22 protein-coding genes are annotated in these 23,103 nt (G+C 34.7%); 4 read left to right on the top strand and 18 right to left on the bottom strand.

Annotated elements, in window-relative coordinates:
• The first annotated feature begins 215 nt into the window (after window positions 1-215).
• Together EDB96_RS14565 and EDB96_RS14560 are read left to right on the top strand one after the other, a co-directional pair.
• A complete protein-coding gene (locus tag EDB96_RS14565; RefSeq protein ID WP_057118296.1) occupies window positions 216-809 on the top strand; it encodes a biliverdin-producing heme oxygenase in 594 nt (197 codons plus the stop codon).
• Window positions 810-813: 4 nt separating this feature from the next.
• Window positions 814-3,090, top strand: a complete 2,277-nt coding sequence (locus tag EDB96_RS14560) for an ATP-binding protein (RefSeq protein WP_134141607.1) — start codon at window positions 814-816, stop codon at window positions 3,088-3,090.
• Between the two features lie 149 nt (window positions 3,091-3,239).
• On the opposite strand, the gene EDB96_RS14555 is transcribed toward EDB96_RS14560, so the two are convergent.
• Window positions 3,240-4,127 carry a DMT family transporter gene (locus EDB96_RS14555; RefSeq protein ID WP_134141604.1) on the bottom strand — a complete coding sequence of 296 codons (888 nt, stop codon included), beginning with the start codon at window positions 4,125-4,127 and terminating at the stop codon, window positions 3,240-3,242.
• A 37-nt stretch (window positions 4,128-4,164) separates the two neighbouring features.
• Window positions 4,165-4,683: a GNAT family N-acetyltransferase gene (locus tag EDB96_RS14550; RefSeq protein WP_134141602.1), complete on the bottom strand. Its 519-nt coding sequence runs from the start codon at window positions 4,681-4,683 to the stop codon at window positions 4,165-4,167.
• A 63-nt stretch (window positions 4,684-4,746) separates the two neighbouring features.
• On the opposite strand from EDB96_RS14550, the gene EDB96_RS14545 reads away from it, so the two are divergent.
• Window positions 4,747-5,610: a LysR family transcriptional regulator gene (locus tag EDB96_RS14545; protein ID WP_134141600.1), complete on the top strand. Its 864-nt coding sequence runs from the start codon at window positions 4,747-4,749 to the stop codon at window positions 5,608-5,610.
• Between the two features lie 4 nt (window positions 5,611-5,614).
• Here the strand turns inward: EDB96_RS14545 and EDB96_RS14540 are convergent, their stop codons facing one another.
• The 7 genes from EDB96_RS14540 to EDB96_RS14510 form a co-directional block, all read right to left on the bottom strand.
• Window positions 5,615-6,061 carry a GNAT family N-acetyltransferase gene (locus EDB96_RS14540; RefSeq protein ID WP_134141598.1) on the bottom strand — a complete coding sequence of 149 codons (447 nt, stop codon included), beginning with the start codon at window positions 6,059-6,061 and terminating at the stop codon, window positions 5,615-5,617.
• 381 nt (window positions 6,062-6,442) lie between these two features.
• Window positions 6,443-6,769, bottom strand: coding sequence for a DMT family transporter (locus EDB96_RS14535; RefSeq protein ID WP_113678520.1), 327 nt, complete (start codon window positions 6,767-6,769; stop codon window positions 6,443-6,445).
• A 73-nt stretch (window positions 6,770-6,842) separates the two neighbouring features.
• Window positions 6,843-7,403 (bottom strand): Crp/Fnr family transcriptional regulator, encoded by a 561-nt coding sequence (locus EDB96_RS14530; RefSeq protein ID WP_134141596.1) that lies wholly within the window; start codon window positions 7,401-7,403, stop codon window positions 6,843-6,845.
• Window positions 7,404-7,556: 153 nt separating this feature from the next.
• Window positions 7,557-9,053, bottom strand: coding sequence for a TolC family protein (locus tag EDB96_RS14525; protein ID WP_134141594.1), 1,497 nt, complete (start codon window positions 9,051-9,053; stop codon window positions 7,557-7,559).
• Window positions 9,054-9,227: 174 nt separating this feature from the next.
• Complete coding sequence (locus EDB96_RS14520) at window positions 9,228-12,350, bottom strand: efflux RND transporter permease subunit (RefSeq protein WP_134141592.1); 3,123 nt, start codon at window positions 12,348-12,350, stop codon at window positions 9,228-9,230.
• Window positions 12,351-12,400: 50 nt separating this feature from the next.
• Window positions 12,401-13,492, bottom strand: a complete 1,092-nt coding sequence (locus EDB96_RS14515) for an efflux RND transporter periplasmic adaptor subunit (RefSeq protein WP_134141590.1) — start codon at window positions 13,490-13,492, stop codon at window positions 12,401-12,403.
• Window positions 13,493-13,723: 231 nt separating this feature from the next.
• Entirely contained in the window at window positions 13,724-14,083 is a 360-nt protein-coding gene (locus EDB96_RS14510; RefSeq protein ID WP_134141588.1) for a hypothetical protein, read from the bottom strand.
• A gap of 231 nt (window positions 14,084-14,314) precedes the next feature.
• Here EDB96_RS14510 and EDB96_RS14505 point away from each other — a divergent pair, with 231 nt between their 5' ends.
• A complete protein-coding gene (locus tag EDB96_RS14505) occupies window positions 14,315-14,677 on the top strand; it encodes a nuclear transport factor 2 family protein (RefSeq protein WP_134141585.1) in 363 nt (120 codons plus the stop codon).
• Window positions 14,678-15,154: 477 nt separating this feature from the next.
• Here EDB96_RS14505 and pgl read toward each other — a convergent pair whose 3' ends face one another.
• The 9 genes from pgl to EDB96_RS14460 form a co-directional block, all read right to left on the bottom strand.
• Window positions 15,155-15,871 (bottom strand): 6-phosphogluconolactonase, encoded by a 717-nt coding sequence (pgl, locus tag EDB96_RS14500; RefSeq protein ID WP_134141583.1) that lies wholly within the window; start codon window positions 15,869-15,871, stop codon window positions 15,155-15,157.
• A complete protein-coding gene (gene zwf, locus EDB96_RS14495; protein WP_057118277.1) occupies window positions 15,855-17,393 on the bottom strand; it encodes a glucose-6-phosphate dehydrogenase in 1,539 nt (512 codons plus the stop codon). Before zwf ends, pgl begins: the two co-directional genes overlap by 17 nt.
• Before the next feature lie 27 nt (window positions 17,394-17,420).
• Window positions 17,421-18,830: an NADP-dependent phosphogluconate dehydrogenase gene (gndA, locus tag EDB96_RS14490; protein WP_134141581.1), complete on the bottom strand. Its 1,410-nt coding sequence runs from the start codon at window positions 18,828-18,830 to the stop codon at window positions 17,421-17,423.
• A 290-nt stretch (window positions 18,831-19,120) separates the two neighbouring features.
• Entirely contained in the window at window positions 19,121-20,194 is a 1,074-nt protein-coding gene (locus tag EDB96_RS14485) for a calcium:proton antiporter (RefSeq protein ID WP_134141579.1), read from the bottom strand.
• 188 nt (window positions 20,195-20,382) lie between these two features.
• Window positions 20,383-20,718 carry a winged helix-turn-helix transcriptional regulator gene (locus EDB96_RS14480; protein WP_057118275.1) on the bottom strand — a complete coding sequence of 112 codons (336 nt, stop codon included), beginning with the start codon at window positions 20,716-20,718 and terminating at the stop codon, window positions 20,383-20,385.
• 123 nt (window positions 20,719-20,841) lie between these two features.
• Entirely contained in the window at window positions 20,842-21,246 is a 405-nt protein-coding gene (locus EDB96_RS14475) for a response regulator (protein WP_057118274.1), read from the bottom strand.
• A 1-nt stretch (window position 21,247) separates the two neighbouring features.
• Window positions 21,248-22,504, bottom strand: a complete 1,257-nt coding sequence (locus EDB96_RS14470; RefSeq protein ID WP_134141577.1) for a sensor histidine kinase — start codon at window positions 22,502-22,504, stop codon at window positions 21,248-21,250.
• 1 nt (window position 22,505) lies between these two features.
• Window positions 22,506-22,805, bottom strand: a complete 300-nt coding sequence (locus EDB96_RS14465) for a circadian clock KaiB family protein (RefSeq protein WP_057118272.1) — start codon at window positions 22,803-22,805, stop codon at window positions 22,506-22,508.
• A 3-nt stretch (window positions 22,806-22,808) separates the two neighbouring features.
• The gene (locus EDB96_RS14460; protein ID WP_057118271.1) at window positions 22,809-23,102 is read right to left on the bottom strand and encodes a circadian clock KaiB family protein; all 294 of its coding nucleotides are present in this window, start codon (window positions 23,100-23,102) and stop codon (window positions 22,809-22,811) included.
• Window position 23,103: the final 1 nt, after the last annotated feature.

Genomic DNA, 23,103 nt, shown 5'->3' with positions numbered 1-23,103 from the left:
CTTTATCTAAAAACATTATAGAAGCCCATGGAGTTTATATTCTCTAGAAAAATGAAAAGGAAAAAACTGTTTTTGAAATTTGTTTGATCGCAGAATAATAAAAAATAATACTTTGATCTTACAAACCTGTATTTTTAAAATTATTACTAATGTTTTTTTTCTAAATTTGTAGAGAGACTCTCCATAGATTCCTCCCAATAAGTAATAGTAAAATAATGAATACAAATTCAACTGCAGTAGCCTCAAGTTTTCTTAATGATTTGAAAACAAAGACTGCTGACTCACATAAAAAATTAGAAGAACTTCCTGTTTCCATGTCAATTATGTCACCAGATATGAAAATTGAGGAATACGCTAAATATCTAAATTTAATGCATGATGTTCATGCTGATACTGAACAAACGGTTTACCCATTATTTTCTGGACTTTTAGGTGATTTGGAACAAAGAAGAAAAAAACAACTTATTGAGGCTGATCTTGCTTTTCTAAACTATGATTTGAGTAACTCTGAGAAAGTTTTTAAAACTGAAAACATTTCAGTTCCTTTTGCTCTTGGAATTTTTTATGTCGTTGAAGGTTCTACGCTTGGCGGTAGATTTATTTTAAAAAATGTTTCACAAGTACCGCAACTTTCTGGAGATAAGGGTGTTTCTTATTTTAATGGTTACGGAGATAAAACAGGAAGTTTTTGGAAATCTTTCCTCAACTTTCTATCAGAATACGAACAACAGAATAATTGTGGAGATGCTATAATAGAAGGAGCTGTATTTGCTTTTGATAGTATTTATAATCACTTTGAGAGCAGATAAAAGAATGAAGATTAAAGATATAGTTAATCGGGATATTGTTACGTTGACCAATTGTGAGCATGAACCGATACATATACCAGGTAAAATTCAGCCTCACGGTTTTTTAATTGGCGTTACTTCCAATTGGAAAATAGATTTTTGTACAGAAAATATTGCTGCATATTTAAATTTACTTCATACTGAGGTATTAGGAAAAGACTTTAAAAGTGTTTTTGGTACCGAAGCAGAAAAACAGCTGTTAGAGTATATCAATGAAGATAAAATTCAAGATGTTTTTCCACTTGAAATAAGCCTTTTAGGAAAATTATTTCAAATTAGTATCCACAAAAGTTATGATATTTATGTTTTAGAAGCTGAACCACAGTTTCCAGATAAAGAAAAATTGGCGGACGTCTACACACAAACGATTCAGTTTGTAACGCAGATGAACAACACCAAGTCGCTTAAAGATCTGTGTGCATTAGTGGCTCAGGGAACACGTGAAATTACAGGCTACGATCGTGTAATGATTTATCGTTTTGATGAAGAATATAATGGGGAAGTCTTTGCCGAAAGCTGCAGGGAAGACCTAGAACCTTTTTTAGGACTCCATTATCCACATACCGATATTCCAGCTCAGGCAAGGGAATTGTATATTAAAAATCAGCTGAGATTAATTGTTGATATTAATTATGAGCCAGTTCCAATTTACACGGTGGACGATAAAGAAAATAAAAATCTTGATTTAAGTCTTTCGATATTGAGAAGTACATCGCCAATTCACGTAGAATATTTAAAAAATATGGGCGTTGGTGCAACATTAACAATTTCGCTTATCCATCATGACAGATTGTGGGGATTAATTGCCTGCCATCATTATTCAGAAAAAAATATTTCACCCGAAATTAGACTTGCTGCAAAACTTCAAGGACAATTTATTACCTCACAAATCGATATACGCCAATCTAATGATGAGAATATAAATGCTCACAAATCAATTTTAGCGCTGGAGCAATTAACAAGTATTGATCTTCCGATTAAACAAGAATCATTAGAAATAGTTAGTGAGGCACCGCAATTACTAGAACTTTGTAATGCAGCTGGTGTTTCTATTATATCTAGAGGAAAAATCTATAAAAGTGGAATAGTTCCTTCTGATGAACAAATTACGGAGCTGATTGAAGGTATAAATGCTAAGTTTTCCAACGAAATATTTACCACTCACAAAATCAGCGATGATTTCCCGGAACTAGCTCAAAATTCAAATTTTGCTGGAATTATCTATCATTCTCTTGGAAATAATGATCACATAATTTGGTACAGACCCGAAACTATTTCTGAAATTAATTGGGGTGGTGATCCTGAAAAAAGCATTATTAAAGACAGCAACGGACTTCATCCTAGAAATTCATTCAATATCTGGAAACAGATTGTCAAAAATAAAAGCAGTGTGTGGAAGCAGTATGAAATTAATGCAGCTATTCAATATGCACACGCCTTGCACAATCAGCTTATTTTGATTATGTTGAGTGAAGAAGAGGAAAAATATCGCAGTCAAAGCGAAATATTAAAAGAAACAAATTCAGAACTCGAAAATATTAACTGGATCAGTACGCATGATTTGCAGGAACCATTGCGTAAAATTCAGCTTATCACCTCAAAAATGTTATCTGAATTGGATGTTATTTCAACCGATTCAATTTCAAATTCCCTACAACGTGTTTCGAAATCTGCCAATAGAATGAGCGGTTTATTGGAAGATATTTTAAAATATACCCGAATAAAAAACACCAGGGATACTCTTCATGAAGTAGATTTAAATGAAATTTTAGAATCTACAATTAAAGAAATGTCTGAAGCACTTTCAGAAAGTAATGCAGTAATTGAGTCTGAAAATCTTCCAAAAATTCATGCTATTGGGTTTTTAATGAGACAATTATTTATTAATATTCTTCAGAATTCATTAAAATACGCTTCAGTTGAAAGACAGCCAAAAATTAAAATAACAGCTTCTCAAGAACCTGTAATCATACATGACAAGTATAAAGTGTATTGTCATTGGGTCCGATTTTCTGATAACGGAATTGGTTTTGAGCAAAAATATGCCGAATCTATTTTTAAGGTTTTTACAAGACTTCATACCCAGGAACATTATACTGGCTCGGGTGTTGGTCTGGCATTATGTAAAAAAATCATGCAGGCCGTTGGAGGTGATATTCATGCAGAAGGAAAACCTGGCGAAGGAACTGATATAGTTATTTATTTTCCATGTGACCCAGAAGATACACTTTTACCTATATAATGGATAAAAAAAACTCTTATTTAGAAATTAAAATAAGAGTTTTTTTTTGACTGTTTTTCTTGTAAATCTCACAGACTACGCAGATCTAATGAGAAAAAATCTTCCTAATCTGCTAAATCTTCGAGAACCATTTTTATGTGTAGATTTTTCTAATCTTTCTTAGCCAAAAAGCTAATTTTAGAACTTTTAAAATTTACTTCAGAAATTATAGTTGCGGCAAAAATGAGAGTTCCTCCCAATAGCAGACGCCAAGAAAGATTTTCTCCCAAAATAAAAAAAGCGCCAATTGCACCAAAAACAGGCTCAAATAAATAGATTACCGCGACACGTTCGGCAGATAAATAACGCTGTGAAATATTCGAAACCGTATACATATATGCAGTAGAAAAAAGTGCGCAATAAACAACACCAAGCCAAAATGTATCATTTTTTGGAAACCAAACCGCTTGAGAATCTGTAATAGCCAGACAAAAAGTAAACAGTGCGCAAAATGCAAACATGGGAACAATCGAATACAGCAGATTCTTTAAAACCGAATGTTTTTCGACACTAATCAAATAAACCGCAAAAGCAAAAGCACCCGCGATTGTAAATAGATCGCCTATATTTATTGTAAATTTATCTTGTATGGCTATAATAAATAAACCAGCTAAAGCAGTTAAAGCGGCAATCCATATTTTTAACGATGCATTGGTTTTATAGACCGCGAGTTTCATTAACGGAATGATGATAACCGTTAATCCAGCGATAAAAGAACATTGCGAAGCATCGCTGTATTTAAGTCCAACTGTTTGAAGCTGAATTCCTAAAAACATTGGAAAAGCTAAAATTGCACCTGTTTTAACTGCCTCTAAATTTGTTTTTCTAACGTATTTCCAAAAAATAATAGTTAAAACTATAACAGCCAAAAGGAAACGATAAAACAAAAAAGTGTTAGGAGAATAATCTCCAATTGCCATTTTAGTAACTGAATAGGAGATACCCCAAAATGCAGTGCCAATGATTAGTAAAATCAGTAAAAATTGTTTTCTTTCCATTAAGTTATAATTCGTAAAAATTGCCTTTTTAATTGATTTATAAAACTTTCTTCATCAATAAATCAGTTTGTTCGTCGTCGCCCAATTTGAAAATATGAGTATCAAACTGAATAAAACCATTTTTAGTATAAAAGCTAACTGCCCTAAGATTATTTTCCCAAACGCCAAGCCAAATATATCCAGCTTTGAGTTCGGCAGCAGTTTGTAAAGCCTGAGCATATAGTGCCTGTGCAACTTTTTTACCATGAAATTCTTTTGCGACGTAAATGCGTTCTATTTCAAGAGCGTTGAGATCTTGTTTTTCGGTTTGTGCACCGCCGGTATTTAATTTTAAGTAGCCAATAATTTTGTTGTCAAGTTCGGCTAAGTAAAAGTGGGAATCTGGATGATTGAGTTCAGCAGTTAATTTTTCGTCGGCAAAACTTTCTTCCAAATATTTAATCATATTTTCTGCGCTGTTTACCTCTGCGAAAGTTTCTGAAAAAGTTTGTCTTCCAATTAATTGAAGAGCTTCTAAATCTTTAACAGCTGCTTTTTTTATTTCTAGTGTGCTCATTATTTTATTCTTTAATGCATTAAAACCTATTTTTTGTTTTTAATAAATGCGTAAATTGCATCAATGGATTTACAGCAAATTAAATATTTTCTAGCTTTATCTCGTGAACTTCATTTTTGGAATACCGCCGGCAAAATGAATATTACCCAATCTGCATTGAGCCGTCAGATTCAGTCTCTCGAAAATCAGCTTGGCGTTCAGTTGTTTGAACGTAACAAACGCAATGTTAAACTCACAGCAGCCGGCCAGTTTTTAAAAGAAAAATGGGAAGTCGAAATGAGTAAACTCGAATTCATTCATCAGTCGGCACGCCAGATTCAGTTAGGCGAGAGCGGTACTATTACTATTTCGCATCCCGATTCTATTTCGGCTTCGCTTATGCCTGATATTTTGTCCCGTATTTCGAATGCTTTTCCAAAACTAAAAATCAAATTGGTCCAAGTTCTGTATGAAAATCAGCAGGAATATCTCCAAAATTATAAAATCGATTTGGCTATTACCAGAGATATTAATAATTCGCGTGATATTCGATCAGAAAAAATCCATACCGATAATTTGGCGATTGTAGTTCCTCAAAACCATCCATATCAAACTATTGAAGATCTTACCAAAGAAACACTTGTTTCTCAAAAGTTCATATTGCCAACTAACGATGAAGGCAGCAGTTACAGCGATTTAATACAACGATTATTCAATTCTTTTGAAAATGCACCAGAAGTATATCTTCATTCCGAATTCGGTTCTGCAATTATTGCCTTGGTTCGAAAAGGACTTGGAATTGCAATTCTTCCAGATTCTTATCTTTTCCATGAAATCTCGGGTATTCGATTTATAAAACTTCCTTTAGAGACTGATTTGTATATCAATTGGAGAACCGAAGATCATAATCCTGTATTAGCCAATGTTTTAAAGCTGATTCTGCCGTAATTTATTAAGTTCGGAGCATTTCAATATGCGGAATTCCGTCTTCATCATAAACTTCTCCTTGCTCAACAAATCCAACTGATTGGTAAAATTTCGACAAATGATATTGAGCGCTGATTCGAATTGGGCCTTCGCCAAATTTTTCCTGACAGCCTGCAATCGAAGCTTCCATAATTTTTACTCCTAAACCCAATCCGCGATGTGTTTTGTCAATCACAACTCTTCCAATTGCTATTTCGTCATATGATAAACCCGCAGGAAGTAAACGTGTACAGCCCGCTAATTGGTCATTTACATAATATAAAAGATGAAAACTCTTTTGGTCTTTATTGTCTAAATCTAAATAAGGACAGTTTTGTTCGACAACAAAAACTTCACTCCGTAAACGTAACATTTGATATAGTTCCTGATTGGTGAGTTCCTCAAATGATTTAATGGTATGGCTAAATTTCATGTTTTTATGGTGCTTTATTTGACAAAGATAAAGGGAAGACTAATGATATAAAATGCTATTTTTTTATCATGTGATGCTGAAAATGCATTAGTTTTTTAAATTCCAAAATTTTAAATCCCAAATTCCAAGCTGAAAACACAAAACTAAAGTGGAAACTTTGGGCTGTATTTTAAAGCTTTACGAACAGTTTGTCATTCCGAGGAACGAGGAATCACACTAGAAACTCCACACAAAATGTCTACAATCTTTGTCGAATCCCACGTGTGATTTCTCGTTCTTCGGAATGACAAGATTGGGGTAATTCCTATGTGTTTAAAACAAAAAAACTTTGTCAAAGTTCGAAACTTTGACAAAGTTGTATCCAATTCGTATAATATTTTTTTAGTGAGAAACCGCTTTTAAACCAACAATAGAACCTACTAAAGTTGCCAAAAAGAACAATCTCCAGAAAGCAGCAGGTTCTTTAAAAACAAAAATACCAACTAGGACAGTTCCAACTGCGCCAATTCCTGTCCATACCGCATACGCAGTTCCCAGCGGAAGTGTTTCTGTTGCTTTCATCAGCAAAAGCATGCTCAGGGTTAAGGAAATAAAAAATCCAATATACCAATAGTACATTTCTGTTCCTGTAGTTTCTTTTGCCTTTCCCAGACAAGCTGCAAAAGCTACTTCAAATAAGCCTGCAATGATTAAAATAATCCAGTTCATATCGTTAAAATTTTGTGGTGCAAAGTTCCTTTATGAAATTCAGAAAAAATTTAACAAATGATAAAAAATAAATTTATTTTAACTCCGCCCTTATTCGGCTTAAACTGACTTGGGTAATGCCGAGATAAGAAGCAATATGTCCTAATTGTACTCTTTGAAGCAGTTCCGGATGATCTTTCATGAGTTCGAGATAACGTTCTGATGCGTTTTTGAATTGTTTGGAAATCAAACGTTCTTCCGTTTTTATTAATTCTTTTTCAGCAAATTTTCGTCCCCAGTTCGCAATATGAACATCTTCGTTAAAGAGTTTTCTAAGGTTTTCTGTTTTTAATTCGTATAATTCGCAGTCTTCCAGAAGTTCAATCGTTTCATATCCAGGTTGTTCTTCGACATAACTTTTCATCGAAATCACGGTTTCGCCTTCTTTTCCAAACCAAAAAGTAACTTCATTATCCCTTTCAATAAAAGCTCTGACCAATCCTTTTTTTATAAAATAAATATTTGATTCTATTTTGTTGGCTCTCAGTAAAATATGACCTTTAGGAAAAGCCATTTCTCGGACATTATTTTCTAAAGCCAGTTTAGAATGCTCGGGAAGTTTGTAAATATGATCAAGAATATGGGCAATATCCATTGTTGCTTTTTTAGTAATTTAGAATAAAGATAGTAGTTGTAACAACGAACAGAAAATTTCGTTCAAAAAAAAATCCCATCTGCTGAGCAAATGGGATATAAAACTGTATTCTTGATGAGCTAAAAAAAGAACAGTTTTTGACCAATATATAAACTAATTAATTCCTCCGCCTAAAGCTTTGTACAATAGTACTTGAGAATTGGCATTTCGCAATTGAATATCAACAAAATCAAGTTCTGCCTGCAGTTTGTTTTTCTGCGCATTTATGATCTCGAGATAATTGGCATAACCGCTTAAATACAAATCGTTAGAAACGTTTACAGCAATTTCAAGATGATCGATTTCTTTTAATTTGTATTTCAAAACATCTTCAAAAGCTTCATTTCTATGTAATAAAGCGCTTAATTCGTTGAAAGCAGTTGTGATTGTATTTTGATAGTGGAGAAACGAAATTTCTTGTCTTCGGTTAGAGACATAAAATTCCTGTTTAATTTGTCCTTTATTGAAAACAGGAGCTGTTAAACCGCCTAAAATCTGCCAGGCAAAAGATCCAGCATCAAAAAAAGTATTGAAAGAAAACGAATTGAAACCTGCATAGCCACCTAAATTTAAAGTTGGGAAAAAGGCAGCTCTTGCGGATTTTGCATCAGCGTTGCTGGCTAATAATTCGAAATAAGCTTCAGCAACGTCTGGTCTTTTGTGAATAATAGAATCTACACTTATTTTTTGGTTTAAAACTTCTAAATGTCCCGATAAAAAGTCACTGCTTCTATCGATTTTTCCGCCGTATTGACCCAAAAGCGTCAATAAAGCTTTTTCGGTTTGGTCGATGCTTAATTTCAATTCCGAAGCTTGAGCATGGATGTTATTATTTTGCGCATTAAACTGCTGTACAGCCAATTCCGTAGCTTTTCCAACCGATCTTTGAGCAGAAACAATATCAAGTGCTCTTTCTTGGGTTGTGAGGTTTTTATCGTAAATCGCAGCTTGTTTGTCTAAGGCAATAAGCTTGAAATACAAATCGGCGGCATCGCTTAAAAGGCGGGTCTGCAATAATCGCATTCCTGCTTGCGAAGCAAAATATCTTTGCTGTGCCGCTTTTTTACGATTGCTCAGTTTTCCCCAAATATCAGCTTCCCAAGAAACTTTTCCACCTAGAAAAAGGTTAGGAGTAAGGTCTTCGTTAATTCTTTGTTTGTCGCTGATATTTTGTGAAAAATTGGTATCAAAATTACCAACTCCATCCATTGTATATTTTCCATAACGCGTTCCAGAAGCATCTGCGACTAGATCTAAAGAAGGGAGAAGGGCTAATTTTGCCACTTTTAAATGCGAATTGGCAATCAATATCCTTTCCTGCATAATTAAATAATCCGGATTTTGAGCAATAGCTTTCTTTAGTAACAGCTCTAATTTTGGATCTTTAAAAAAGGTTTCTGTTTTTAATGGAATAAAAGGCGAAGCATTATTTATACTGTCTTTTCTCTTCGCGTCAAAATTCTCAGGAAGTTTTACAGCAGTCAATTTATCACTGACTTTTGGCGCAGAACATGCCGTTAAAAGTAAAACTCCAGTTATTATAAACGCACTTTTGGTTGTCCTTAAAAACTGCGTATTAGCATTTTTATATTGATTTAATATCTCTTTCATTGTTTAATTTATTTGTTTAATCTGCAGCGTAATTGATTCAACACGAAACATAGTTTTTTTTTAGAAAAGGGATTGAAAGAAACTAGTTTCTAACACATGGCTATGTGACTTTAAAAAAAGTGAAACGACTTTTTATGATTTCTAAATTCTATGAATCTATGTGTTTAAAAAAAATTATACTTTAGATTTATTCATTGCTTTTTCAAGTTTGGCAAATAAAATGTAAAGTCCTGGAATAATTACCAGACCAAACACAGTTCCAATTAACATACCGCCTGCAGCCGCAGTTCCGATAGAACGGTTACCTACAGCCCCCGCACCAGAAGCGATACACAGCGGAATTAACCCTGAAATAAAAGCAAAAGATGTCATCAAAATTGGTCTGAAACGAAGTCTGGCACCTTCAATCGCGGCTTCTGTAATATCTCTTCCTATTTTGTTTTGTGCCATTGCAAATTCTACAATTAGAATCGCATTTTTGGCGAGCAGACCAATCAGCATGACGAGTGCTACCTGCGCGTAAATGTTATTGTCTAATCCAACCATCAAAAGGGCAAGATAAGAACCAAAAACTCCCACAGGAAGACTTAATAATACAGGAAACGGAAGCAGTAAACTTTCGTATTGTGCGGCCAATAATAAGTATACGAATAGTATACAAAGCGCAAAAATGTAAATGGTTTGGTTTCCTGATAAAATTTCTTCACGCGTCATACCAGACCATTCCAGTTCAAAACGGCTTGGGAGTTTTTCTGAAGCGATTTTTTCTACGGCAGCAATTGCATCTCCAGAGCTGTAACCTTCTGCAGGTTCTCCGTTAATCATTGCAGACATGTACATATTATATCGTGTAAGTACTTCTGGACCGTAAACTCTTTCTAATTTGATAAAAGTGGAGAAAGGCACCATTTCGCCAGCATCATTTTTTAGGTACATATCCAAAATACTTTCAGGATTTTTTCTAAACTGCGGACTTGCCTGTACCATTACTTTATACATTTGAGAAAAACGGATAAAATTGGTAGCATAAAAAGAACCTAACATCGTCTGCAAGGTTGCCATTGCATTGTCTACTGAAATTCCTTTTTTCGCAGCCTGATCGTAATCAATATGAATTAAATACTGCGGAAAAGTGGCGTCAAAACTGGTAAAAGAGTTTTGTATTTCGGGCGAAGCATTTAATTCTTTAATAAAGTTTTTCGTCACTTCATCTGTATTCGTAATGCTTCCGCCGGATTTATCCAGTAATCGAAGTTCGAAACCACTGGTATTACCAAAACCAGGAACGGTTGGCGGTGCAAATATTTCAATCTGTGCATCAGAGATACCTTTTGTTTTTTCAGTAAGTTGCGCTATAAATTCATTTACAGAAATATCACGATCGCTCCAATCTTTTAGGTTGATCATTCCCATTCCGTACGAAGCACCTGCGATTTCAGTTACGATACTGTATCCGGCGAGCGTAGTTACGTTATCGACACCTTGAATTCCTTTGGCAACTTTAGTTACTTGATCCAATACTTTTTCGGTACGCTCTACAGTTGCACCCTGCGGTGTTGTAACACTTACGTAAACCATTCCTTGATCTTCAGACGGAATAAATCCTGACGGTAAAAACTTGCTTGTTCCCCAAGTAAAGAGGCAGAAAAGAACCAGTAAACCAATAGTAACTGAAGTTCTGTCAGCAAACTTTACTAATACTTTAATGTATTTTGAAGTTACATTATCAAACCAATTGTTGAATCTCTGGAAAAAACGATCTAATAATGATTTCTTTTCTTTATTCGGATCATGCGCTTTTAGCATAATGGCACAAAGGGCAGGAGTAAGAGTAAGTGCGTTAATTCCAGAAATGACAATACTAATCGCCATTGTCAAAGAGAACTGCCTGTAGAAAACCCCAACCGGACCGCTCAAAAATGCAACGGGAATAAATACAGCAGCCATAACAATTGTAATTGCAATTACGGCTCCGGTAATTTCTTTCATGGCACTTATGGTGGCTTCAAGCGGTGCCATATGTTCTTCGGAAATTTTGACGTGAACGGCCTCGACGACAACAATAGCGTTATCGACTACAATTCCGATCGAAAGTACTAAAGCAAACAGAGTCAGTAAGTTGATCGAGAATCCCATCATCGACATAAAAGTAAACGAACCAATAAGCGCGACAGGTACTGCCAATACGGGAATTAAAGTAGATCTCCAATCTTGCAGGAAAATAAAAACTACAAAGGCTACTAAAAGGAAGGCTTCAATCAAAGTTCTTAAAACTTCATGAATAGAAGCATCTAGAAAACGGGAAACGTCATACGCAATATTAAATTCCATTCCCGGAGGAAAAGAAGTTCCTTTTAATTCAGTCATTTTTTCTTTTACGCTTGCAATAACTTCAGAAGCGTTAGAACCCGGACGTTGTTTCAACATGATGGATGCCGAAGGTTTTCCGTCGGTTTTAGAAACCATTCCGTAACTCATCGAACCAAACTCTATATTCGAAATATCTTTTAATCTTAATATCGTTCCATCAGAGTTGGCTCTTAAAGGGATTTCTTCATATTGTTTGGGTTCAAAAAATTTCCCGCCATATTTAATTACATATTGTAACTGATTATCAAGCTGTCCAGATCCTTCACCCACTTTACCTGGTGCAGCAGAAATGTTTTGTTTTTGAAGTGAGCTGATTACCTCATTTGCCGAAATATTATACGAAAGCATCTTTTGTGGATCCAGCCAGACACGCATAGAATATTCTTTTTGTCCCATAATTTCGGCACGTCCGACACCATCAATACGTTTTAATTCCTGCAGGATATTAATATCTGTAAAGTTGAAGATAAACTGCTCATCCTGAGTTTTGTCTGTACTCGTAATGTTCAAGTACATCAGCATACTGTTCACCTCTTTTTCGGTCGTAACACCCGCACGAATCACCTCTTCGGGAAGTTCGTCCAATATAGTTGTTACACGGTTCTGCACATTTACAGCCGCTAAATCGGGATCGGTTCCAACTTCGAAGAAAACCTGGATTAAGGTTAAACCGTCATTAGAAGTTACGGTCGACATATACGTCATTCCCGGCACACCATTTATGGCTCTTTCGAGCGGAAGGGCGACGGCGTTGGCAGAAACCTCTGCGTTTGCTCCTGTATATTTGGCTGTTACAGTTACAGAAGGCGGTACAATATCTGGGAATTGGGTAATGGGAAGCTGGAACAAAGCCAGTAATCCCAAAAGAACTATCATAACCGAGATGATTAATGACAATATTTTTCTTTTGATAAATAACTCTATCATTATATTTTTTTTAGATCAATAATTAAATAACTGCTTTACAAGTCGATAACCTACATTTGTTTGATGTTGATTTTATCGCCGTCTCTCAATGATTGCGTACCTTCCTGTACAATCAGGTCGTCATTTTTTAGACCATCATTTAGGATATAAACATCATCTAGAGTACTTCCAATTGTAACATTGGTCATTTTAACTACTCCATCTTTTTTTACCAGAAATACGTATTGTTTGTCCTGAATTGAAAAAACAGCCTTCTGCGGAATTAAAATTGCATTGGTTTTTGGTTCTGAAATAATCAGTTTACCCGAAGTTCCGTGCTTGATAAATCCCTGCGGATTGTGAAATTTGGCTTTATATTGAATAGAACCCGTTTGTCTGTCGATTTCTCCGTCGGCAGTTCTTAGTTCTCCTTTTTGATCGTAAACCATTCCGTTTGGCAAGACAAGTTTTATATCTCCTTGTGTATTAAGGGTTTTGTCTTCCATCATTTGGAAATATGTATTTTCAGGAATTGAAAAATAAGCGTAAACGTCATCCAGCTGAGAAACGGTAGTCAATAATGAACCATTTTCTACTAAACTTCCTTCTTTAAACGGAATTCTATCTACAGTTCCGTCAAACGGCGCACGGATTGTCGTAAAACTAATCTGCTGGTTGATTGCTTTTCTTTCTGCGGCAGCGTGGGCTAATTTCGCAGAAGCCGCTTCATGTTTTGCTTTAGATAATTCTAATTCTTTGTCGGCAATTACTTTTTTATTGAAAAGAGTTTGTGCTTGTTCTAATTCAACCGTTGCGATTCTTAAATCGGCTTTTGCGCTTTTGAAAACAGCTTCGGCTTTCAGCAGCTGAATTTGAAGTTCGACATCACTTATTTTAAATAAGATTTGTCCTTTTTTAACTTTTTGTCCTTCGCTTACATAAACTTTTTCTAGTAAACCAGGAATTCTAACGTGGATTTCTACATTGTTTTTAGCATGTACATCGGCAACAAATTTGCTCGAAACAATGGTGTCTTTTAAGGTGACTTTGTATACAGGAAGTGTTTTAATGTTTTCGGAATTCTTTTTTGCTTTGTCACCACACGAGACTAAAACGAACAATGATAAAGTGAACAAAAGGAATGGATTTTTATAAATATTCATGATTAGGTTTTAAAAATTAAATAAAAATATAGGCTCCCCAATGCAAGAAAAGGGAGTTTGAAATCTATGTAAATATTGAAATTAGAGATGTTTTCGGATTACTTCCTTTTTGGATAGAAGCACCGTTCTTAGAAAAAATGTTTTTATAACAATGATACTCATACGCCATATAGGCACATGAAAAATCGTTTCAGAAAAATCTAAAATATAAAAACAACCAAATTTGGAGTCCTAGAATAACTGATACAAATGAAGATAAGTATGCCTTTGAATTTGGTATATTGAAGCTATACCATAAATTAAGCTCTTTTTGTAAAGCTTGAAGTTTATTAGATTACTAAAATAAGGAGCTTTGATTGTACTTTGTTCTAAAGTAGTAGCTCTGGATTTTATTTTCTTTTTGAGTTTATAATGAACTTCTAAATTTTTAGAAGAAGAATAATCCGAAGAATTAAAGAGTGTATCATCTGCGGTAACACTGTCATGAGTGATACAGCTGCTAAAATGTACAGGCTGCTGATACGTTTCGGTGCCTCTAAAGAAAGAAAGCAGCGAAAGTAAAACGATATATATGAACTTAATAGGTTTCATTTACAGCACAGCAGGATTATATTTGTTACTTAAAAACAAGGCTTATAGTTGTTGAAAGTGCGCCAAATATAGCAATTTGAAAAGTAAGGTTTCTTAAAATTTTTCTAAAAACCATCAGAATTAAAAATTTGATAATAATTGAAGTTGATTTTTAGGGTTTTAAATTTTTGGCGGTATTTATTTTAATAAGTTAGAATTGCTATATTAGTTGACCACTTTAAAACGTATAAAATGTCAAATCAATTCCAAGATGTAATCAGAAAAGCGTATAATGCTTTTAACGAAAGAAATATAGACAAATGCTTATCGACAATGCAAGAAGATGTACAATGGTCAAAGGCTTGGGAAGGCGGCTATATTAGTGGACACGACGAAATTAGACAATATTGGACAAGACAATGGGCAGAAATTAATCCGAAAGTAGATCCAGTTGGTTTTGCTGAAAGGGAAAATGACAGTTTAGAAGTTTTAGTACAGCAAAATGTAAAAGACCTGCAGGGTAATTTGATTTTTGATGGTCTAGTTAAGCATGTTTATACTTTTGAAGATGGCTTGATTAAGACAATGGATATTGAGCTGGTTCAAGAAGATTAGTTGTAAATGAGTTTAATGGCGCAAATAATTTTAATACTGCTAGCAATGATAGTCATTGGTGCTGCTATATATATCGCTAGATATAAAGGTAAAGGCAAGCCAAAAGGTGGGAATTAAAAGAGATAATAATTCAGAATATTTTAAAGATTATATTAATTTGAAGTTGTATTGGACCTCTCAGGGTTTTATTTTTTTGGGTGTTACACTTTTAATTGTAATATTAATATTGGAGCTAGTATTTACCTAATTTTCCTATTAGAAATCGTAAGATTTTAAAATAAGTTCGAAAACTAAAGAAGATCTATTATTAAGAATGATTTTTGTCAAAAGATTATTAAAAGAGATTTTGAAATTAGATTATGCCAAAGTTTTCGATCAGTAATCTGCCTCGATCAGTAAAATCTGCGTTTAAAAAAAGCAAAAAAAAAGGTTTACACTTTTCAGCATAAACCTTCTAAATATTGTAGAAACAATTTCTTAATTCGTTCCAGCAGCAACTTTATCCACCAAAAACAATAACTCACCAGAAACTGGTTTAATCAATTGCATTGGATATAAAGTCGGATTGTATTCTCCAGTTGTAACTTCTTTTAAAGCGTGTGTTTTTTTCTCTCCAAAAGCCACTACAATAATTTTTGCAGCTTTGTTAATTAACGGAGCAGTAAGCGTAATACGGTGCATTTTTTGAGGTGCTAAATAATATGCGTCAACCCATTTAGTTTGTTCTTCCAAAACTGCTTCGCCTGGAAAAAGAGAGGCAGTGTGTCCGTCATCTCCCATACCTAATAGAATAAGGTCAAATTTTCCTTCTTCGCCTAAAACCTTTTTGATAGTCTGCTCGTATGTTACAGCATATTCTTCTGGCGTAACACCGTCTTTGTACATTTCAAAAATATTTTCCTGCGGAATAGGAACGTGGCTTAATAACGTCGAGTAAGACATTTTAGCATTGCTAAGATCGTCGTTTAAAGGTACCCAGCGTTCGTCGCCCCAAAAAATATAAACTTTGCTCCAGTCTATTTTGTTTTTGTACTTATCAGAAGCTAATAATTTATAGATTCCTGCAGGAGAAGAACCTCCCGTAAGAACGGCTGTAAATTTACCTTTTGCAGCAATGGCTTTTTGTGCCGATTCTACAAAAAGATCAGTAGCTGCAATATTAATTTCTTCTGTATTATTAAATATCTGTATCATTTAAAACTTCTTCTTCTTTTTTAACGTTTTGTGTATTCGGAATCCATTTGTGTCCTTGACGTGCCAGTAGTTCGTCAGCTTCTTCTGGTCCCCAGCTTCCTGCTTTGTAATTTGGGAAATTGGTTGGAGCAGTTGTTTTCCATACTTGCTGAATTGTATCAATAGCATCCCAAGCTTCTTCTACCTGATCCCAACGCATAAATAGGGTAGGATCTCCCGCTAAAGCATCTGCTAGCAACGTTTCATAAGCTTCTGGTGACATTGTAGAGCAGGCGAAATAATCAAAAACCATTTCGGCAGGTCTTAAAGCCAGAGATAAACCTGGTTTTTTGGTCATAAACTGCAATTTAATATCCATTGCAGGCTGAATATTGATAATCAGTCGGTTTGGTGTCATGCCTTCTTTTCCATAAGAAAATGCAGAATGTGGCACTGGTTTAAACTGGATAATAATAGAGGATTGTTTTTCTTCCATTCTTTTTCCAGAACGCAAGTAAAACGGAATTCCCTGCCATCTCCAGTTGTCTAGATATATTTTCATTGCTACGTAAGTTTCTGTATTAGAATCTGGTGCAATTCCTTTATCCTGACGATATCCTGGAACTGGTTTTCCGTTGATAGTTCCAGCATCGTACTGACCTCTAACAATATAGTGGTCAACTTCTTCTGGTTTAATACGACGAATCGATTTTAAAACATCTGCTTTACGATTACGAATATCATCTGCTGCTAGTGATGCAGGCGCTTCCATTGCAGTCATACATAAAATTTGAAGCAAATGGTTCTGAATCATATCTTTTAAAGCACCAACTCCTTCGTAAAATCCGCCGCGTTCTTCAACACCGACTTCTTCTGCTACGGTAATCTGAACAAAATCGATAAAATTACGGCTCCATAAAGGTTCGAACATTGAATTTCCAAAACGGAAAGCCAAGATATTCTGTACGGTTTCTTTCCCTAAATAATGGTCGATTCTATAAATCTGTTCTTCTTTGAAAGTCTGCGAAAGCATTTCATTCAATTCGATTGCAGAAGCTTTATCGTAACCAAAAGGTTTTTCTATAATAATACGATCCTGTTTCGAATTTGCAGCAAGTCCGATTTTTTTGATATTACTAGAAATTGTAGAGATAAAAGAAGGAGTAATCGACAAATAAAACAAACGATTGGCACGTTCGCCAAAAGCAAGGTCAAAATTGTTGATTTTCTCGTTCAATCCGATGTACGATTCTTCTTTGTCAATATCAAGGCTGTGATAAGTGATATGTGAAAGAAATTTTTCAGTTTCTGGATCAGAAATTCCTTTTTTTCTTGAAAAAGCATTTAGATTTTCTAAGACATAACTGCGAAAATCTTCATTCGATTTTTCTGCTCTTCCAAGTGCAATAATCTGAAACTTCTCAGACAAACGTCCGTCAAGGTACAGATTTTGAAAAGCGGGAAAGAGCTTTCTCTTTGCCAAGTCTCCGGTTCCTCCAAAAATAACAATGATTGTTGGATTTTTTAGTTTATTTTTAGTCATTGTGTGTAGTTGTGTTGCTTTAATTTCTTATTCAGACCATTGTGTGTGGAATACACCTTCTTTGTCAATACGTTCGTACGTATGAGCTCCGAAATAATCACGCTGTGCCTGAATTAAGTTTGTTGGAAGATTTGCAGATCTGTAAGCATCAAAATAAGCTAACGAATTCATAAGTCCTGCCACAGGCAATCCTTTTTGAACTGCAAATTGAATAACAGCTCTCATTCCGGCTTGGTTATCATTTAATTTAGAAGCAATTCCTGAATCTAAAAGTAAGTTTGGTAAATCTGCTTTTGCAACATACGCTTTTCTAAAATCTTCTAAGATGTTAGCGCGAATGATACAGCCACCGCGCCATATTTTGGCAACAGTTTCTAAATTTAATCCGTAGTTATATTCTTTAGAAGCGGTGTAAAGCTGCGCTAATCCCTGTGCATAAGTTACAACAATGGAAAGGTATAAAGCCGATTTTAAAGCTTCGATTGCTTCGTTTGTGTTTACTTCAGATGCTTCGCCGTTCCAAACTAGTTTTTTAGAAGCTTCAATTCTTTCTGGTTTTGTTTTAGACATATCGCGCATTACAACCGCAGCATCGATAGTTGGAACTGGAACTTGTAAATCCATTGCGTTTTGCGAAGTCCATTTTCCTGTTCCTTTCGATTTAGCCCAATCTGAAATTTTATTGATTAAAAGACTTCCATCCTCATCTTCTTGTTTTAAGATGCTTGCTGTAATTTCAATCAAATATGATTTAAGATCATGAGTCTGGTTCCATTCTTCAAAAGTTTTCTGAATAGTGGTATCGTCCAGATTATAACCTCTTTTCATCAGGTCATAAATCTCAGAGATCAATTGCATGATTCCGTACTCAATTCCGTTGTGAACCATTTTTACGTAGTTTCCAGCAGAACCATTTCCAAGATATTCTACGCAAGGTTCTCCATCCACTTTTGCAGCAATTGCTTCAAAAATAGGGCGAAGTCTTTCGTAAGCTTTTTGATCTCCTCCAGGCATCATAGCAGGACCTAATCTCGCGCCTTTTTCTCCGCCTGAAATTCCCATTCCGAAGAAATGAATACCTTTTTCAGATAATTCTAAAAATCTTCTGTCTGTATCAGTAAAATATGTGTTTCCACCATCAATTATAATATCTCCTTTATCTAAGTGAGGCAATAAGCTCGCAATAGCGCTGTCTACTGGTTTTCCAGCTGGAACCAACAGCATAATCGCTCTAGGCTGCTGAATAAGTCCTACAAAATGTTTAACATCTGTTGTAGCTTCAATAGTATGGTCGGCATCGGCTTCTTGTTGAAGAGAATTGACTTTCTCGGTGTCTAAGTCTAAACCTGCAGCTGCAAAGTTGTGGCTGGCGATATTTAAAAGTAGGTTACGACCCATTACGCCAAGTCCTACAATTCCAAAATCAAATTTGTTCATAGTTTTCAATTAACTAAATTATTAGAAGAATGTTTTACAGCAAAAAGTAAGAGAAAGTATGGTAATTCTTTTTCATTCAATGCTTTGCAGAAAAACAAGTTTGTTTTAATCTTACATTTCAAAATGTAGAGCGCTAAGTTAGAGAAAAATGCTGAAAAGTAAGGAGTAAAATAGTTCACTTTTAGTCTTTATTGTGATACTTTTTATGTGTGAAAATTACGCTTATTTTGATTTTGAAAAAGTATTTAAAGTTTATTTTTATGTTTCTATGTGTTTAAGCATTTAAGCATTTAAGGATAAATCATAAGAAACATAAACGCAAATAGATTCACTAGAAGCACAACTCCATAAACAATGTTGGATTTTCCTTTGCTTAAAGACAGCATTACGGTGAAAACCGATAGAGCCAAAAGTACAATAGATTTAATATCAAGTCCTAAAACAATCGGCATTTTCATGGCTATACAAACCGCCGCAACACTTGGAATTGTTAATCCGATACTTGCGAGGGCAGAACCTAAAGCTAAATTTAAACTCGTTTGAAGTCTATTTTTTCTCGCTGCGATTATGGCTGCAATAGCTTCTGGTAATAAAATAATTATCGCAATGATCACTCCAACTAAAGATTTGGGAAGATTGTAACCGATAATAATAGTTTCAATAGTTGGTGATAGGGTTTTGGCTAGTAATACGACGATTCCTAAACTAACCAAAAGAAAAACCATACTTGTATAAAATGTTTTATTATTGATTTCAATTGGATGTGTTTTAGACTCATCATAAGCTCCATTTGTTAAAAAATATTGTCGGTAGCCTTTGGTTTGTGCGAACAAAAAAGAACCGTAAATAACCAGACACGCAATAGACGCAAAAATAAGCTGTGGCTTTGAGTAGTAAGAACCGTGAACGCTTTCTGTAAAAGTGGGAAATACTAAAGTAAATACGATTATAGAAATCAGCGAAACTAAACCAATAGTTACAGAAGAAGTTGAGAAATTCTGTTCGTAATGTTTGATGCTTCCAATAAGAAGACACAATCCTATAATTCCGTTTAAAATAAGCATTGTTGCGGCATAAACCGTGTCTCTGGCTAAAGATGCAGCTTCTGATCCTTCTGAAATCATTAATGACACGATAATTGAAACTTCAATAACAGTTATTGATATTGCCAAAATAATCGTTCCGTAAGGTTCTCCAACGCGTTCTGCTATGATCTCAGAATGATGAACGGCAGACATAACGCTAAGAATAAGTAAAATGCTGGCAATAATTTGAAAGATACTGCTGTTGTCTACAAGTCCGCTAAAAAAAAGAACCCACGATAAAATTGGAATAATGATGGTCCACTGTAATAATTGTTTCATTTTGTGTTTTTTAAAATTATAGCAATAAGCACCGATAGGGCCAACATAATCGGCTTTTTATTTATGTAATATAGGGCTTTTATGGCTGTAATTCATTAAAAAACTACATTTTTAAGTACTTTTTAAGTTCATTTGGATGTTTTTTGATTCAAAAATGGTCAATTTACGATAAAGGACTAAAGGTATTTTTAGGATTTTCTAATGATTTCTTCGCGATGCGATTTTCCCCATTTTATCATTTCTTCGATAACAGGGCCAAATGATTTACAATAGGGTGTTGATTCGTATTTAACCTGAATTTCGGCATCGCGGTCTTCTGTTCTTTTAATCAGCATGTTGAGTTCCATTTCTTTGAGCTCTCTCGAAAGCATGCGTGTAGTAATTCCCGGAATACTGCGTTCGATTTCTCTAAAACGATGATTTCCGTTACAGATTGAATTGATAATTGGCAGCCGCCATTTACCGCCCAAAACGTGCAATGTATCTTGAAGTGCTTGTACTTCTTCCTTCTGATTTCTTTCCATACTAAGTTCCATTAAATTAGGAAAAATAATTGGTTACAAAGTTATACCATTTTACGGTTTAAATTTGTTCTCTAATCCTAAAATAATGGAAAAGAAAAGCTTTCTTCAGGATAAAAAATGAAATTAAGCTTCAATAATACTTAAAATAGTTTTTGGGATTTCCGCGAAAGCTTCAAAAGAATACGGCTTAATAAGATAGGCTTTTACGCCCAGATCATCGCATTTTTCCTTGTATGAAGGATTTATACTTGTCGAATAAACGAAACACGGAATGTTTTTCAATTCATTGGTATTCAGAATTTCCTGTAAAGCTTCAATTCCGTCAATAATAGGCATATTGATATCGGTAAGAATAACGTCCGGACTTTCGTTTGAAGTATTTTTTAAGTAATTCAGCAGTTCTTCGCCATTAGCCACAAGGCTTACTTTGCTGAAATGTGGATTTTTTGTAAAAGTTTCTGTGATAACATCAGCATCATCAATGTCATCTTCGGCGATTATGATATGTAAATTATTTTTTTCTGGCATTTTATAAGATTGGGAAGTAAAGATTAAATGTTGAGCCTTCGTTCAATTTACTTTCTACGGTAATATTTCCAGAGTGGTTTTCCATAATCTTTTTACAGATGGCAAGACCGATACCGTTTCCTGAATATTCATTTCGGGCATGCAGACGCTGAAAAATGATAAAAATTTTCAGCAAATGACTTTTTTCCATTCCAATGCCGTTATCTTTTACCTGAACTTTTACAAATTTACTATTTTGATTTGGTATTTCAGAATTTAAATTTTCTTCCTGAAAAATTTCTATTACTGGTGGAGTGTTGGCTTTGCCGTACTTAATGGCGTTTGAGATCAGATTAGAAAAAAGCTGTCTCATTTGAACTCTGGAAGCTTTAATGATTGGTAATTTTCCAATTTTAATTTTCGCATTTTTATCAGAAATTATAATTTCAAAATCTTCAATTACTTCAGAAATTACAGATTTCAGGTTTATTTCTGTGCGTTCTTCCTGCGCGGTATGTGAGGAATACGAAACTAAATCGTCCACCAGCGAATTCAATCGAAGGGCAGATAATTTCATAACGTTTATCGCTTTCGTGTCTGCTTCTTTAAAATAACTTCCGTCGATTCTGCCCGTATTCATCACAATTTTTCGAAGCGGTTCCTTAAGGTCATGTGAGATTACGTGAATAAATTCCTCCAGATTACGATTTGTTTTATTCAGTTCGTGTATTTTTTCTTCTAATTCCTTCTGATGCCTAATTAAGGCTTCTTCGTGTTTCTTCTTCTCGGTTAAATCGGTAATCACGATTCCAATTGCTTCCACAGAAGGCTCAAGGTCTGTTAAAGCGATATATGCAGGGAAAGTCTTCTCAACATTATCTGATTTTAAAAGAATCTCATGAGTGGTAATGCCATAACGAAGCGCTTCAATTAACTGAGTGAACTGTTCTGGATTAGCAAAATATTCATTAAGATAATTTCCAATTATTTTTTCAGACGGTATTCCGACCAATTTAGAAAAATACTCATTGCAGTAGAGTATAAGTCCGTTTCTTGAAATGCTCAGTGCGCCCTGTCCAAATTTTTCAATAAGAAGACGATAGGTATAATCTGCAGTTTCGAGAGAGTAAAGTTCAGGAACTCCATTGCTGCTTACTACCAGCGCATCGACATCTCCCTGCTTTATAGCATTAATGATGCTGGTTGACTCATAAAGTTCTTCCTTTAGCGACTCAATTTCTGCTAATAATGCGTTTATATTTTTTTTGTTGTCTTCCAAATTATTCGCTTATATTAAGTATGTACAATACTTTTTCTTTATCTGATAAATCCCCTAAAATAATCCTTTTAGGTTCTGGATGCGTTTTTATCAATGTAGGAATAGCTACAATTTGATGAATCACGGCTTGCTCTTTATCACGGCTGATATCTATTATTTCTAATTCATAATTATCTGTGAGGTATGTATCGCAGATTTTGCGCAAATTTTCGATTGCATGTCCTGATTTAACAGACATACCTGAAACAAAAAGTATGAATTTATGTTTGGTTGTACTAGTGCCATCAGATGAATCTTCCATAATTTAAGCAGTTATAGGTTTGATATTAAGTCCTACAAGCACTCTTTCTTCATTAGAAAGATCTCCAATAATTTTACGTATTGGTTCAGGAAATTTTCTCACCAAAGTAGGTACAGCCAAAATTTGATCGCCTTCTGCCAATTGCGGATTCTTCAGCAAATCGATAATCTCGATGCTGTACTTTCCTTTAAGATGTTCTTCGGCATACTTTTTTATATTTTCAAGTGCTTTGATCGATTTTGGCGTTTGCCCTGCTATGTAAAGCAATAATTGCCATTCGGCTACTTCTTTTTTCATC

It is taken from the genome of Flavobacterium sp. S87F.05.LMB.W.Kidney.N, from assembly GCF_004366435.1.
Taxonomy (GTDB): domain Bacteria; phylum Bacteroidota; class Bacteroidia; order Flavobacteriales; family Flavobacteriaceae; genus Flavobacterium.
The sequence above is the reverse complement of the archived record's forward strand: the minus strand, read 5'-3'. Positions and strand labels throughout refer to the sequence as shown.

Excerpts from the sequence above, each read along its gene's own strand:
- EDB96_RS14565 (WP_057118296.1), top strand. The coding sequence starts at position 216 with ATGAATACAAATTCAACTGCAGTAGCCTCAAGTTTTCTTAATGATTTG.
- EDB96_RS14560 (WP_134141607.1), top strand. The coding sequence starts at position 814 with ATGAAGATTAAAGATATAGTTAATCGGGATATTGTTACGTTGACCAAT.
- EDB96_RS14555 (WP_134141604.1), bottom strand. The coding sequence starts at position 4,127 with ATGGAAAGAAAACAATTTTTACTGATTTTACTAATCATTGGCACTGCA.
- EDB96_RS14550 (WP_134141602.1), bottom strand. The coding sequence starts at position 4,683 with ATGAGCACACTAGAAATAAAAAAAGCAGCTGTTAAAGATTTAGAAGCT.
- EDB96_RS14545 (WP_134141600.1), top strand. The coding sequence starts at position 4,747 with ATGGATTTACAGCAAATTAAATATTTTCTAGCTTTATCTCGTGAACTT.
- EDB96_RS14540 (WP_134141598.1), bottom strand. The coding sequence starts at position 6,061 with ATGAAATTTAGCCATACCATTAAATCATTTGAGGAACTCACCAATCAG.
- EDB96_RS14535 (WP_113678520.1), bottom strand. The coding sequence starts at position 6,769 with ATGAACTGGATTATTTTAATCATTGCAGGCTTATTTGAAGTAGCTTTT.
- EDB96_RS14530 (WP_134141596.1), bottom strand. The coding sequence starts at position 7,403 with ATGGATATTGCCCATATTCTTGATCATATTTACAAACTTCCCGAGCAT.
- EDB96_RS14525 (WP_134141594.1), bottom strand. The coding sequence starts at position 9,053 with ATGAAAGAGATATTAAATCAATATAAAAATGCTAATACGCAGTTTTTA.
- EDB96_RS14520 (WP_134141592.1), bottom strand. The coding sequence starts at position 12,350 with ATGATAGAGTTATTTATCAAAAGAAAAATATTGTCATTAATCATCTCG.
- EDB96_RS14515 (WP_134141590.1), bottom strand. The coding sequence starts at position 13,492 with ATGAATATTTATAAAAATCCATTCCTTTTGTTCACTTTATCATTGTTC.
- EDB96_RS14510 (WP_134141588.1), bottom strand. The coding sequence starts at position 14,083 with ATGAAACCTATTAAGTTCATATATATCGTTTTACTTTCGCTGCTTTCT.
- EDB96_RS14505 (WP_134141585.1), top strand. The coding sequence starts at position 14,315 with ATGTCAAATCAATTCCAAGATGTAATCAGAAAAGCGTATAATGCTTTT.
- pgl (WP_134141583.1), bottom strand. The coding sequence starts at position 15,871 with ATGATACAGATATTTAATAATACAGAAGAAATTAATATTGCAGCTACT.
- zwf (WP_057118277.1), bottom strand. The coding sequence starts at position 17,393 with ATGACTAAAAATAAACTAAAAAATCCAACAATCATTGTTATTTTTGGA.
- gndA (WP_134141581.1), bottom strand. The coding sequence starts at position 18,830 with ATGAACAAATTTGATTTTGGAATTGTAGGACTTGGCGTAATGGGTCGT.
- EDB96_RS14485 (WP_134141579.1), bottom strand. The coding sequence starts at position 20,194 with ATGAAACAATTATTACAGTGGACCATCATTATTCCAATTTTATCGTGG.
- EDB96_RS14480 (WP_057118275.1), bottom strand. The coding sequence starts at position 20,718 with ATGGAAAGAAATCAGAAGGAAGAAGTACAAGCACTTCAAGATACATTG.
- EDB96_RS14475 (WP_057118274.1), bottom strand. The coding sequence starts at position 21,246 with ATGCCAGAAAAAAATAATTTACATATCATAATCGCCGAAGATGACATT.
- EDB96_RS14465 (WP_057118272.1), bottom strand. The coding sequence starts at position 22,805 with ATGGAAGATTCATCTGATGGCACTAGTACAACCAAACATAAATTCATA.
- EDB96_RS14460 (WP_057118271.1), bottom strand. The coding sequence starts at position 23,102 with ATGAAAAAAGAAGTAGCCGAATGGCAATTATTGCTTTACATAGCAGGG.